This is a genomic window from Kineosporia sp. R_H_3 (assembly GCF_002198675.1).
Taxonomy (GTDB): domain Bacteria; phylum Actinomycetota; class Actinomycetes; order Actinomycetales; family Kineosporiaceae; genus R-H-3.
The window spans coordinates 21,514-33,921 of the sequence record NZ_MWLL01000201.1 but is presented as its reverse complement, the minus strand read 5'-3'; the positions used below and the strand labels follow the sequence as shown (position 1 = coordinate 33,921).

At 64.1% G+C, this 12,408-nt stretch carries 14 protein-coding genes and 1 pseudogene; 8 read left to right on the top strand and 7 right to left on the bottom strand.

Features of this window, described 5'->3' with window-relative positions; genetic code table 11:
• Positions 1-98 precede the first annotated feature (98 nt).
• Positions 99-1,259: pseudogene (locus ECOMGDLI_RS25050) on the top strand (IS3 family transposase).
• A 337-nt stretch (positions 1,260-1,596) separates the two neighbouring features.
• Here ECOMGDLI_RS25050 and ECOMGDLI_RS35505 read toward each other — a convergent pair.
• Positions 1,597-1,905: a hypothetical protein gene (locus ECOMGDLI_RS35505; protein ID WP_198955160.1), complete on the bottom strand. Its 309-nt coding sequence runs from the start codon at positions 1,903-1,905 to the stop codon at positions 1,597-1,599.
• Positions 1,906-2,698: 793 nt separating this feature from the next.
• On the opposite strand from ECOMGDLI_RS35505, the gene ECOMGDLI_RS25040 reads away from it, so the two are divergent.
• Both ECOMGDLI_RS25040 and ECOMGDLI_RS34035 read left to right on the top strand, forming a co-directional pair.
• Positions 2,699-3,049, top strand: coding sequence for a hypothetical protein (locus tag ECOMGDLI_RS25040; RefSeq protein WP_088319573.1), 351 nt, complete (start codon positions 2,699-2,701; stop codon positions 3,047-3,049).
• On the top strand, positions 3,046-3,873 hold the full coding sequence (locus ECOMGDLI_RS34035) for a hypothetical protein (protein WP_143447920.1): 828 nt from the start codon (positions 3,046-3,048) through the stop codon (positions 3,871-3,873). The genes ECOMGDLI_RS25040 and ECOMGDLI_RS34035 overlap by 4 nt, the downstream gene beginning before the upstream one ends.
• Here the strand turns inward: ECOMGDLI_RS34035 and ECOMGDLI_RS25035 are convergent.
• From ECOMGDLI_RS25035 to ECOMGDLI_RS34030, 4 genes are all read right to left on the bottom strand, one after another.
• On the bottom strand, positions 3,859-4,428 hold the full coding sequence (locus ECOMGDLI_RS25035) for a hypothetical protein (protein WP_088319572.1): 570 nt from the start codon (positions 4,426-4,428) through the stop codon (positions 3,859-3,861). The genes ECOMGDLI_RS34035 and ECOMGDLI_RS25035 overlap by 15 nt on opposite strands.
• The gene (locus tag ECOMGDLI_RS25030) at positions 4,428-5,138 is read right to left on the bottom strand and encodes a hypothetical protein (protein ID WP_088319571.1); all 711 of its coding nucleotides are present in this window, start codon (positions 5,136-5,138) and stop codon (positions 4,428-4,430) included. Before ECOMGDLI_RS25030 ends, ECOMGDLI_RS25035 begins: the two co-directional genes overlap by 1 nt.
• A gap of 254 nt (positions 5,139-5,392) precedes the next feature.
• The gene (locus ECOMGDLI_RS25025; protein WP_088319570.1) at positions 5,393-6,052 is read right to left on the bottom strand and encodes a hypothetical protein; all 660 of its coding nucleotides are present in this window, start codon (positions 6,050-6,052) and stop codon (positions 5,393-5,395) included.
• Between the two features lie 8 nt (positions 6,053-6,060).
• On the bottom strand, positions 6,061-7,086 hold the full coding sequence (locus ECOMGDLI_RS34030; protein ID WP_143447919.1) for a hypothetical protein: 1,026 nt from the start codon (positions 7,084-7,086) through the stop codon (positions 6,061-6,063).
• Positions 7,087-7,521: 435 nt separating this feature from the next.
• Here ECOMGDLI_RS34030 and ECOMGDLI_RS25015 point away from each other — a divergent pair, with 435 nt between their 5' ends.
• The gene (locus tag ECOMGDLI_RS25015) at positions 7,522-8,121 is read left to right on the top strand and encodes a hypothetical protein (RefSeq protein ID WP_088319568.1); all 600 of its coding nucleotides are present in this window, start codon (positions 7,522-7,524) and stop codon (positions 8,119-8,121) included.
• Between the two features lie 413 nt (positions 8,122-8,534).
• Here ECOMGDLI_RS25015 and ECOMGDLI_RS25005 read toward each other — a convergent pair whose 3' ends face one another.
• On the bottom strand, positions 8,535-8,885 hold the full coding sequence (locus ECOMGDLI_RS25005; protein ID WP_088319566.1) for a hypothetical protein: 351 nt from the start codon (positions 8,883-8,885) through the stop codon (positions 8,535-8,537).
• Positions 8,886-8,996: 111 nt separating this feature from the next.
• Between ECOMGDLI_RS25005 and ECOMGDLI_RS25000 the strand changes: the two genes are divergently transcribed.
• The 3 genes from ECOMGDLI_RS25000 (at position 8,997) to ECOMGDLI_RS34890 (ending at position 10,210) form a co-directional block, all read left to right on the top strand.
• A complete protein-coding gene (locus ECOMGDLI_RS25000; protein ID WP_088319565.1) occupies positions 8,997-9,416 on the top strand; it encodes a hypothetical protein in 420 nt (139 codons plus the stop codon).
• 216 nt (positions 9,417-9,632) lie between these two features.
• Positions 9,633-9,968 carry a hypothetical protein gene (locus tag ECOMGDLI_RS24995; protein ID WP_088319564.1) on the top strand — a complete coding sequence of 112 codons (336 nt, stop codon included), beginning with the start codon at positions 9,633-9,635 and terminating at the stop codon, positions 9,966-9,968.
• Between the two features lie 77 nt (positions 9,969-10,045).
• A complete protein-coding gene (locus ECOMGDLI_RS34890) occupies positions 10,046-10,210 on the top strand; it encodes a hypothetical protein (protein ID WP_158221148.1) in 165 nt (54 codons plus the stop codon).
• Positions 10,211-10,213: 3 nt separating this feature from the next.
• Here ECOMGDLI_RS34890 and ECOMGDLI_RS36345 read toward each other — a convergent pair whose 3' ends face one another.
• Entirely contained in the window at positions 10,214-10,342 is a 129-nt protein-coding gene (locus ECOMGDLI_RS36345) for a hypothetical protein (protein WP_255396024.1), read from the bottom strand.
• Between the two features lie 807 nt (positions 10,343-11,149).
• On the opposite strand from ECOMGDLI_RS36345, the gene ECOMGDLI_RS24990 reads away from it, so the two are divergent.
• Complete coding sequence (locus ECOMGDLI_RS24990) at positions 11,150-12,397, top strand: phage major capsid protein (RefSeq protein WP_088319563.1); 1,248 nt, start codon at positions 11,150-11,152, stop codon at positions 12,395-12,397.
• Positions 12,398-12,408: the final 11 nt, after the last annotated feature.

The window sequence follows — 12,408 nt, the reverse complement described above, 5'->3', positions numbered from 1 at the left end:
GCAGAGCCAGTCGAGCTTGGCCGCAAGCGCCTGGAGCCTGACCCGGTTTCCCGGACACCTGTCCTGAGGCGATGATCGTCTCGGAGAGGAGTCCTGTGATGCCTGCCCCGCACCCGCCGGAGTTCCGTCGCCGTGCCCTGGACCTGGTCCGGCTCGGCGAGAAGCCGGTCGCCGCGATCGCGAAGGATCTCGGGATCAGCGAGTCCTGCCTGCGGCGGTGGATGGACCGCGACGACGTGGACGCCGGCCGCAAGGAAGGCCTGAGCAGCGACGAGCGTGCCGAGCTGGTCCGGCTGCGACGCGAGAACCGGGTCCAGGCAATGGAGATCGAGATCCTGAAGCGGGCCTCGGCGTACTTCGCCCGGGAGAACGTGCTCCCAAAATAGGGTTCCGGCTGGTCCACGAGCTCGCCGCCGACGGCTTCTCCGTGGCGGTGTCCTGCCGGGTCCTGGGGCGTCTCACGCTCGGGCTACTACGAATGGCGCGACCGACCACCCTCGGCGCGGGCCATCGAGGACGCCGGCCTGACCGCGACGATCGAAGACGTGCACGAGGCCTCGCGCGGCTGCTACGGCGCCCCGCGCGTGCATGCCGAGCTCCGTCTGGGCCTCGGCCTCGCGGTGGCACGCAAGCGGGTCGCCCGCCTGATGCGGAACGCCGGTCTGGCCGGGATCGGCGGTCGCCGCAAACACCGCCGACGCCGGCCGGACACCGCCCCGCACGCCGACCTCGTCAAGCGGCGCTTCGTCGCCGATGCCCCGAACCGGTTGTGGTGCACCGATATCACCGAGCACCCCACCAGTGAGGGGAGGGTCTACTGCTGCGCCGTCCTGGACGTCTACTCCCGGGTCATCGTGGGCTGGTCGATCGCCGACCACATGCGCTCTGACTTGGTCGTCGACGCCCTCGAGATGGCCCGCTGGCGACGCCGCCCCGACCCCGGGACGATCGTCCACGCGGACCGAGGCAGCCAGTACACGTCCTGGGTCTTCGGGCACCGGCTGCGCTCCGCCGGCCTGCTCGGATCCATGGGACGGGTCGCCTCATCGGTGGACAACACCATGATCGAGTCGTTCTGGTCGAGCATGCAGCGCGAACTCCTCGACCGCCGCACCTGGACCAGCCGGCACGAGCTCGCGACCGCGATCTTCGAATGGATCGAAGGGTTCTACAACCCCGTCCGCCGCCACTCAGGACTGGACTACCTGTCCCCGATCGACTACGAACGAGCCCACACCCAGGCCCACACCGCGGCCTGAACACCACACCGATGGTGTCCGGGAAACCGGGTCAGGCTCCCTTTTACGATGTACCAGATTCCGTACAGCGTCTTCCCGATCATGGATGAGTCAGGGTGGTTAGTTGCCGCCTCGTCAATACAGGCCCAACATCCAAGCAGCAGGAATATCCCCACCGCCACGAATGCGAAGGTAATACCTATTTGCTTCCAGTCCAGGATCTCGCAAGCCCATACAGCCCCACAAGCAGCGCAACTACCCCAGCCGCCACGAGGTTTGCCAGCACGTTCGATGCCAGACCCCGCACCCAGCTACGCGGAGGTGACTGCTCGGTGGCCACGCTTCTCACCCTCAGTTGTTAGGGCTGCGGAGGAGCCGGAGGTGACTTCGTGGCCGCTGTCTTCTTTGCAGGTGTGGACTTCTTCGCTACAGCCTTCTTGGCTGAAGGGGCTGTCTTGGCGGCGCTGTACTTTCCGCCGCCTGTTGCCGTGTCCTTTCCCGTGACCGATAGCACGACGTCGTCGGCATCAGGCGGTATCTGGATCACAATATTTCCGTTACTGGGGTCTGGCTTCTTCTTCGATGCCCGCCAGTAGCGGAACACGCCCCAGGCGGCCAAACCAAGCACCGGGATGCTTAGGCCGTAGCTCTGCGACCACTTCAGCACGGACCCAACCTTGCGAGTCGCCGCTACGTCAACTGTGATCGTCTCTGTGTACCTCGTAAGGAACGTACGTGGCTTGCCCTGTTGAACGGAGTATAGAGCTACGTAGAGCTCGCGCTCTCCTCCAGAATTTGGCGTGATCCGCCATTGCCAAGACGCGAGGCTATCGGCACCCACTAGCCGTACTGCATCTGCGTCCGAGCCGTCTGCGCGTTCAACCTTGAAGTCGTCGCCGGTCAGCGTTGCGTACATTTCCGGGCAAGCGGCTACCCCTCGCGTTTGAACCCGGCCCGTTCCGGGGATGCCCGTCCCGGGCGATTGAGAACCGCCGACAGCACCAAGGTTTACAACAAAGGTTTCTGTGTCGCCAGCGCGCATACGCTCCGGCTTGCGGAATGCGAGCAATCCTTCTACGCAAGACTTCAGGACATCGGGTAACGCTAAGGGCGGTGAACTTGATGGGAGGAAAGTTGGTGGACTAGTCGTACCGCTCGGAGTGGATGTACGGCTTGGGGATTGAGTTCCACCCGTAGGAGATGGCGTTCCAGGGTGAGTTCTCGTATCGACGGGTGTTATGTGGTCCGTTGTCGCTATGGGAGGGCGAGAGCTTGGATCTTGCGGCTTCAGTTCAATAAGACTGACAGCTAGGAATGCAAGACTGATCGCGGTTAGTACTAGTCCTACCGTCGCGGCATGATGCGACTTGTTTTCCAAGTCTCTATTCCTCCTCTCCCGGGTTTCGCTATATACTGGGAGTAGGTCGCGAGTCCAGCGACGCCCATTGACGGACTACCGCATGGAACTCGCTGGCCTCCACGACATCGTCATCAAGCGCAACGCCACCTTTTCGAGCGTCTTAGGGTACCAAGATGCTCTTGGAAACGTAGACCTGACAGGCGCATCCGCCAAGATGCAGATTCGCTCTCACAAGGGCGCTGAAGACGTGCTCCTGGAGCTGTCCACGGAGAACGGTCGGATAACCATCGACCTAACGGCCAGCACCATCACCCTCCGTTTGACCGATGAGGAGACTCTGGCGCTTCCGTGGATGAGCGGGGTCTACGACCTCTTCCTCTACTACTCGGATGGCTCCCAGGACCCGCTTCTTGAGGGCAAGGTGACCGTCAACCGCGAGGTCACCCGATGAGCCGGAAGACTGTGACGGTTACCAACGGCGGCCGCGTTGTCGTCAAGACCATCGGTGTGCAGGGTCCTCCGGGCGTCAGCGCCTCGTTCGATGACACCATCGCCTCCCCCACCAGCATCGGCCTCACCGCCTCGACCAGCGGGACGGCCAACCAAGCCTCACGCCGCGACCACAAGCACCAGTTGGACACAACTGAGGTAGATGGCCGCTACACGCGCCGATCTCAGAACTCCGCGGACGTCGCCAGCCCATCCACGGCGCTCTCCAACCTCGGAGGAGCGTCTGCTTCGTCGTTGACATCAGGACTTGCCACCAAGCAGCCCCTCGACGCCGACCTGACCACGATCGCGGCTCTGCCCCCCAGCGACGACGCGGTGCTTCAGCGGAAGGCCAGCGCCTGGACCTCTCGCACGGCCGACCAGCTCAAGGGCGACCTGAACCTCACTAAGACCGATGTCGGGCTACCAAACGTCGACAACACCTCGGACGCGTCCAAACCTGTGTCAGCAACTCAGGCAGCAGCTGACGCCGCTGTAGCTTCTGCTGCTGCTGCTGGCAACCTCAGCGCTCATACCTCGAGGACGGGTAACCCGCACGCGACGACCAAGGCGCAGATCGGTCTCGCGAACGCCGAGAACACGGTAAGTGCACCTAGGCCAGCCAACTGGGCGCCCAGCCGACCCGCATGGTTGACGCTAAACAGAATGACGGTGTTTTCTCTCCGCTGCCAGACGGCGCTCATCAAATGTCACCAGCAGCCTGACACCGGTGGTAGTGATCGATTCGACTGTCATGGCGACCTCCGTTGCCTAGGCCTCGGGTAGAACCTCGTCCAGGATGGCGAACACCCACCCCACTAGCTTGCTAACCTGCGCTCGTGTTGCTCCAGCATGCAGAGACTTGCTCCCGGATTGGTAAGTACGGCGACCGATCTGACCGATCAACTCGTCGATCATGTCATCTACGCCTTTTACCTGGTCGCGGTTGCCACCCTTCTGCTGAACCGCATACCGAATGCGCTCACTTTGGCTGGGATTGATCTTGTCGCCCTGCTTGATGCCGAGGTACCAGGTCTGCTTGCGGATGTCCTCATCGGGCGCAAGTTGCTGAGTGGCCGCGCGCATGACCTCGCGTACCTCACCGGCCGGACCCATGTAACTGAGCCTTGTCGTGTCGTTGAGATCCCGCAGAGCCTGCTCCATCGACGCGGCCAGCTTAGGCGAGAGCTTGTGCAACCGATCCAAGATGCCCGCTTCACGCTCGGACAGCGGACCCCGGGCATGCACTACTGGCTCGACGGGACTGCTGACCTGTCGGCGCACACTGAACTGGAACTCCTGAAGCCGACGGAGTAGGTCGGCGTCCAGTTGATCGGCCATTAGTCAGCCGTCCCGTCTCCATTCAGCACGTACCGCCGCATGTTCTTGAAGATCTCTTCGACCGTCTCTGACGTCGCGTCCGCGGCAATGTGAATCTCGATGTTGATGTGGATTCCGGGCCCGACTGCAACGTGCGGTGCCGCATACGCCTGACTGGGCTGCTGGACTACTGGAAGTGTCCCGTTCGAGGCAGTCTCAGGCTCTGCGGCCGGCGCTTCCGCCTCTGCGGTCGCGGTAGCAGCTGCGGCTAGGTCTACGTAGCGCTTGCCGTTGATCTCTCTGATGAAGCCGACAGACTGGGCGTTCTCCAGTATCAACTCGAGCACATCGTCCAGGCGGTCTACTGGTACGCCCTTGTCCTGGAGGACGTTCTTGGCGATCTGGTCAGCGGGTAGCTGTGCACCGTCGTACTGCCGAAGGAACTCCCCTACGACCTTGGGGCGCAAGATCGCCTCACGTTTGGCGGCGACGTCATCCCCCTCGGTGGTCGGCCGGACGATGCGCTTGCCCAGCGCCGTGAGCCCGATCTCTGGGGCTTGTGCAGCACCTGCGGTCAGGCCATAGGCAATCGAAGCACCAGTGATCATCCGGAAGGTCCCCGACGATGGGCTCATGCCCACGGCGCCGGCCACGTTGAGGGGCCGTGTCGGCTGGAAGGCGTAGTTCTCCGCGATGGCTCGAGGTACACGCAGTGCCTGCTCCAGCGACATGGATGGAACGTTCTCTTGCGAGAGCGGCGTACGGCGAACCTTCGCGACAGGGGGCTCAGCCGGTGCAGCGCTCGGTGTCTTGCTGTGCCGTTCAGCCATCGGTGAGAGCCCTTCACGCCTCGTCTTGTCTGATGTGGGAAGCGAGGCTACATCGTGGGCCCGACATCACTCCGTACCGCTCGCTTCCCCGCGTATGGAGGCTAGACGTTGGTCCGGGCACAAGGCGGACACCACGCGCATATGGGCCGAAGTGACTACTCCTGACGGGGCATCAGAGGAAGGGCTGCCGGTGGCTCGGCGAGAAGATCTTGCGCTTCGCTGGGGGCAGGGTTCTCCAGGCTGCTGATGGCGAGTATGGACCGCGCCGCCTGCTGAATAATGGAATTACGCGATCTGCGCGGCATCAGGTCTTCGATAGGAACTGAGTTGATGTGGTCCGCCACAGCGTCATAGACGGCCCGCTTTGCTCTCCGTTGAGACATCTGAAGTCGCGTGTCGCCGACGGTATTCGCAGCCTGGCAAAGACGGTCCACCGCTACCTTGATACCCCAAGCGGCGGCGGGCACGGTCACCGTCAGCCAGATGAGTAACGGGGACGCCTGAGAGATGCGTTGGACGGTGTACGTAGTCTCTGGGTGGTCTTCCAGTCGCAGCAGCAGCGAGAGTGCACTGAAGTCCCGCATAACGCGCGCGGAGCGGTTGAGATCCTCCGTCAACTTCCCGTAATACGTATCGGCGTAGCCGAAGGTGGCCGTCAGCAGATTGGATCGAACACTGTAGGTGGTATCACCGTGCGTGTCGACTCCCTCGTATGTGCCAAACAGCAGGCCCTCTCGTACCCCCCAGACCTTGTACACATCTGGGAACTCAGCGGCACGCCCCGGCGGCCGCATGTTCGGGTGCTCGGAACCCACTAGTCCTCCTACTTTGCTGCGTCCTTGGCCTTGCCTGCGATGGAGGCTACTGCCTCAGCGAGCACCTTGACGGTGTCTGTGAGCTCCTTGCCCAGCGCATTGGCTTCCTTGGCGTCGCTGTCGCCGTAGTCAACGACGGTGTAGAGCGCCTTGGCGAAAGTTGACCTCACGTCCAGTCTGACCTCGTCGGTCAGCTCAGAGGTGAAGGCACCAAGAGTCTTCAGACGGACTTCGATTTCTCTGGCTCGCTGAGCCGCGAGAGCGTGTCTAGATGCGTCGCGGGCGAAGTAGTAAGCAAGAGCGAGTAGCGGAAGGGACAGCGTCAGTTTGAACACCGTCTCAGCTCCCCAGCCTGCCGGGATTTGCTTCTGCACGACACTGAAGACGCCGATCCCGACTACCGAGCCAACGAGCAGCACTGTTACGGCCTGGCGCCAGGCGGCAGCGAGCGATTGCGATTTGGCAAACTCGGCGAAGTGGCCTGTGAGTGTGGCTACCCCTGCAACACCAGCAGCTTGCTTAGCCTCCTGTGCTGCACCTTCAGCCACCTCAACGGCGCTACTGATTTTCTCAAGCTTTGCAGCGCTCTCAATAAGACTGTTGACAGCGCGGCAATTGTCGCGGAGATCCCGCACCCGAACTTTAGAGAGTGTATCTGACTTGAAGAGGACGCTATTCCCAGACGCATCTGCATAGTTATCAACGAGCGTGAAGACCTTGCTACAGACTTGAAAGAAGGAATTGAGGACTTGATCCTTAGGATCGGTTCGCCGCAAATGTGCCACAGCTATAGATAGTCCTCCAATCTCCACTGCTTCATCATTTCGGCGAAAGGGATAATCTGACAGATCGACGAGGTCTGGAACCCTGTCAACGAGTTCGAGCACAGCATGGGCAAGCGACGCAATCGTTTGAAGCTCTACTGGAAGATCATCTACGTGCTCCCAATATGCTTGGGCTTGCAGTACCTGATGCGTCAGAGACTCGACGGCCCTAACGATCTCTGCGTCTAAGGCGCTTGCATCTTCGACCATCTATGCAGGCTACCGCTGCTGACAGCCTCATGATTGATCTATCGACTAGTCAGCCCCAGTAGTTACGCCACCACGACGCTCCCCTGCCCTACCAGCACCCACTTGACCGCAGTCCAGGCCGCGCGACGCTTGCCGTAGCGCCTCCCTGCATCAAGCAGGAAGTCATCGACGCCTACCGCGAGGCCGGCAACTGACTCCAGCACGAGGAAGGCCCCCTATTCTTACAGGGGGCCTTCTGTTTTGGAGGACGTTCGGGCACTAGTTGCCCGTCACAGGCGGTGCTGCGATGGTTACATATGGCACCTTGAGGGGGCTGTGATGACCGAACCAGTTCTCAAGACGACTCCGTCCCAATACGTCCAGACGGACAAGGCACTACGATTCCCACTGAGTGACGGGCCCTCACTTGCCGAGGCGGCTGTACGCCTGCACTTCATGACTCCAGACGACAAGTTGGCAAGCAAGGACGAGGCCTTCGCGACAACCGACTCGGCCGTCCAGGTCATCCGCGCCGGAACAATGACGCTCTCCAGGCGCGCACTTCAGACCATCGGAGGCGCAGGTGGCCTCCTCACCTTCTTGGGAACTGTCGCGTCGACTGTAGCTTCCTTCGTAGAGACGGCAGGTAAGGAGGTCACAGTCGCCCTGATCTTGGCGACAGCCGTGGTCGCTGCTGCAACTGCCTTTGGTCTGGCAGTCGTCGTGGCTAGTGACGTCATCGCTCGTGGCGTCGCTTCCGCTGCGCGTGTGCAAGGTCGGGCGCGGTTTGCATCTTCGTTCCTTGACGGGATGTCAGATCTTGCTGGCCGCCCCCAGTTGCTCGAGATCACCACTCCACAGCAACTGGTGAAGCTGATCAAGCAGCGAGTCGAGAACCACCTCCCCATCGACGGACGCACCCTCACGGGTGGATGGCGAACGATCAAGTACACAGTCAACAGCGATACAGAGGTCGAGTTTGGGGACGGCACGACCGCCAAGTGCAACGACGTCAAGCTTGTGCGCCTGCCCTACGCCGAGACCCTCATCCCCTGATCCTTCTTCCGGTGGCAGCCTTCTCCTCGCCCTCGCCAGGGCAGCGCCGGTAGGCGGCACCGGCATCACGCTCACAGTGGGCGGCACCCTCATCACCGGCAACCTCCTCCGGGCGGACGAATGGTTCGAGGGCCTCGCCGCCACCCTCGACGCCCTCGATGACGGGTCGCCGATCCCCGAGGGCATGTCTCGCACGGGGGACACCATCCGCTTCCTCGCCGGCATGACGCCCCCGGACGACGCGGAGGACCTCGAGCTCATGACTGAGTCGGCGCCCTACCTCAAGAGCCCCGACTTCATCCACGTCGCGCAGGCCCAGGTTGTAGGTCCTAACGGTCGTACACCCCGCGCTCCTTCTGGCGTGGGCGCATCAGCGAGGTCCAGGGTTGGACCCTCGGCCGGCTCGAATAGGGCTAGAGCTCACCCTCGCTGACGCCGGCCCCGTCGACGACGCGCAGCTCCGGCGCCTGGGGAGCTTTCGGGGGCGACTCCTCCGGACTCGCCCTCGCCGTGAGCCCCTGGCTCTTGCGCGCCGCGTCCTCGACGAACACCGCGACCCGCTCCGGCGCGACGCCGTGCAACTTCATGAGCCACGCCCACCCCGCGGTCCGAACGAGGCGGGACTCGGCGGCACGCGCGCCGAACCTCTGCACCTCACGTCCGCGGCGCCGGAGGAAGCCCCACACGACGGCACCGACAGCTCCCGCTGTAGGGAGGACGTACGGCAGCACATCGGAGATGTTGGTGAGATCGACGCCAGCCACCGTGGGCCTCCCTTGTCCGGAGCAAGACTGTTTAGGTCTCTCCGGACTTCGGGGCGTCCTGTCGTCCGTCCTAGCAGCCACAACGGGGTTGCGTCAAATGTCGTTTGCACCATGACCGGTTTGCGTCAAAGTCTCGCCGAGACCGACCTCCGGGCCGCCATCGCCCTCGTTCAGGAGGACGCCCGCAACTCCCTGGCGGACGCCCTCGACGAGATGGCCCACCATCTGCCCGGAGGGACGGCCCGGACGGCGGACATCCTCGCGCTTCTCCTCCGGGCCGGGGGCGTCGGGGAGCCTGGACGGCTGGCCCGCCGCCTCGACCTCCTCGGCGAGGCCGAGCGGTCTGCGCTCTTGCGGTTCCTCGTCGAGCGCCGCGACCGGCGCGGCCGGTTCGTGGACGTCTGGGGGATGGCAGTCGCACTGGTGTGTGATCGCCGGGATGGTGTCCGTGTGATCTACGACACAATGGAAGAGGCGATCGGATGGATCTTGCTCGATGACCAGCCATGTCGGCCCTGGTGGGAACGGTAGAGCGGCTTTGTGTACAAGTCTGCCCCCCGTTCCCGTTGGTGCGCAGGGGGAGTGAGCGTCCGCACGCCTGTCCAAGGCCCCGAGTACGTTGTGAATCCGCGGCTCAATCCGCAGCCGCGCAAAAAGAAGTCCCCCGGGTAGAGGCGGGGGCTGGCCCGCTTCGCCGGGGGACGTCTTCCTTACGTCGCAGTTTGGAGACTACCGGCCAGGTGTGTCGTGCCCAAGTCCTTGCGTCCGGACGGCTTCGCCGATCGGAAGGAGATGGTGCCTGTGGCCGACCGTCGCAGCCACCCCCCGAGGCCCCAAGCGTGGGCCTTCACGTTCGTCTTCGTCGCAACGGTCACAGCCATGGTGCTGGTCGTCATTGGCGTCCCGCTCATCGACCTCTTCGCAGGCGGCGGCGGGCTAGCTCCTGGCATCTACCGCGGCTGGCTCCTAGTCATTCTCGCCGTCCCGGTGATCGTCCTCGCCGTGGGTGGCTACCGGGTCCGTGCTTCCGCTCGCGGCGGCACCGACGGCTCCTCCGAGTTCGACGTCAACGTCGACGGCTGACGCCTTCGGCGATGGACCGCCCCGCCGGGACTTCTGCAACATCGGGAGTCCTGGCGGGGCGCCTCGACCTTCTCGGCATGGCGGAGACGACCGCGCTCCTGCGGTTCCTCGTCGAGCATCGCGACAAGCGCGGGCGGTTCGTCGACGTCTGGGGGATGGCCGTCGCCCTCGTCTGCGAGCGGCGCGACGCCGTCCGTGGGTTGCTTCGTGACCTCACGGACGGCATCGCTGGTGCCCTCTGATCGTCAGGACGTGGGGCCGCGGTCGAAGAAGGTGATGCTGAAGGGGCCGCATCGGATGCCCCGCAGCCGGATCACCGCCACGTAGATAATCACCACGACGACGGGGGCACCGTAGGGGAAGAGGTTCTGCATGGCTTCACGCTCCGTTGACGGGAGCGGTAACGTGGTTGTTGCAGCACCGACGCGACCGCTCAGATCGGTTGTGTCTCAAGGGGTCGGGAGGGTCGTATCCTCCCGGCCCCTTCGCTCGTCATCGTCCCGCCAAGGCGCCCGCAGTGTCAAAGACTTGGCGCCCGGACAGCATGTGCCACAACGCTTTTAGACGAACTTTTGAGTTCATGTCGAATGCGGCTTTCAGCTTCGAGCGAAACCGCGCTTGCGTTGCGGGGGGCGTCGGACTCGCCCAAACTGCCTCTCGCCAGAGGGTTGTGCACATTTCTCAGGGGTCGCGGATCGCGCTGCGACACTAGGGCGTGAACGCCGAGATATGACGGATTCTGGTTCCAAGTTTTCGCTATAAGGAGAATCCGCTTAGCGGTTGATGTCGAAGGCATGAGGGGTTCCTCCACGCTCGTTGGCTTGCCGTGGAGCGGTGCGGCACGAACGGCCGGGGCCTGCAGGTCCCGCTTCCCGCCCAGACGTCGCACCTTGGTGCTCGGCCGCCTGTGGCCTTCGCGGGGACGTCTAGGTGATCAACCTCGCCATGCCCTCGTCTGGTAAGTTAGACCTCATAACAAGGCTCCCTTGCCGCAGGTCGACAACCACGGCACGGAGTGACACGGACGGCTAGAGCCCGGCCGGGCAGCGCGACCCGCACCCGGCAGCACCACGAGGGCGACAGTCGGGCTCCGCGGCCCCCCACTTCCTGAGCAAGGCATCCCCGCCCCGAGGCGTCGCCGTCGTGCGCCCTCCGCGCGGGACTCCACCGCGGAGAACCCCGTGTCCCTCATCACCGATCTGGAGCACAAGCGCGCCCAGATCCACCACACCATGACCGCGATCCTCGACCGCGCGGACCGCGAGCAGCGCGCCGCCCTCAGTCCCGACGAGGCGGCGGAGTTCGACCGCCTCACCTCCGACCTCGACACCTACGACCAGCGGCTCCAGGAACTGCGCGACCAGGAGAAGCGCGAGAACGACGTCCGGGAGGCCATGTCCCGGATCCAGTCAACCCCGGTCACCGGCAGGCACGTCAGCAGCGAGGACCGGGACCTGGACGCCGCGTTCCGGACCGCCGTCCTGTCCAACGACCGACGACCCATCGAGGTCCTCCCGCGGCAGCGGCGCTCCGGCTGGCAGCCGGGGGTCGAGGCTCGCACCGTCTCGACGACCTCCGGCTCCGGCCTCACCGGGACGACGTTCTACAACCGCCTCGTCTCCCACCTGGTCGAGGGCTCCGCCGTCCTCGCCGCCGGGGCGACCCTGCTCCAGACCGACAGCGGCGAGGCGCTCCGAGTCCCCACGTCCACTGCGTTCTCCACGGCCGCGATCGTCGCCGAGGGCGGCGCCATCGGCGCCTCCGATCCCACGCTCGGGACGACTGCCCTGAGCGCCTACAAGTACGCGTTCCAGATCCAGGTCACGACCGAGCTAGTCCAGGACTCCGCGTTCGACCTCCTCGGATTCCTCGCCGAGCAGGCCGGCCTCGCCCTCGCCAACGGGGCCGGAGCCCACTTCGTCACCGGCACCGGGTCGTCGCAGCCGTCCGGGGTCGCAACCGGCGCCACGGTCGGCGTCACAGGCGGCACGGCGGTCGCCGGGGCGTTCACGGCCGACAACCTCATCGACCTCTACTACTCCGTCGCCGCCCCGTACGCCCGGAGCCGGTCGGCGGGCTGGCTCATGCGGAACGCGACCCTCGCCTCGGTCCGGAAGTTGAAGGACAGCCAGAACCGCTACCTGTTCTCCCAGGACGTCCCACCGGGCACCGGAGCCGCCGGGACGCTGCTCGGGCGCCCCGTCTACGTCGACCCGAACGTGGCTGCCGTGGGCCTCTCGGCCCGGTCGATCTTGTTCGGGGATTTCTCACGTTATTTTGTGAGGCAGGTGGGGCCGATTCGGTTCGCACGCTCCGACGACTACGCATTCGGCAACGACCTGGTGACCTTCCGGGCGCTCGCTCGGCTCGACGGTGCCCTGGTCGACACCACCGGCGCGGTCAAAGCGTTCGTGGGTGGCGCGAGCTGATCGAAACAGGC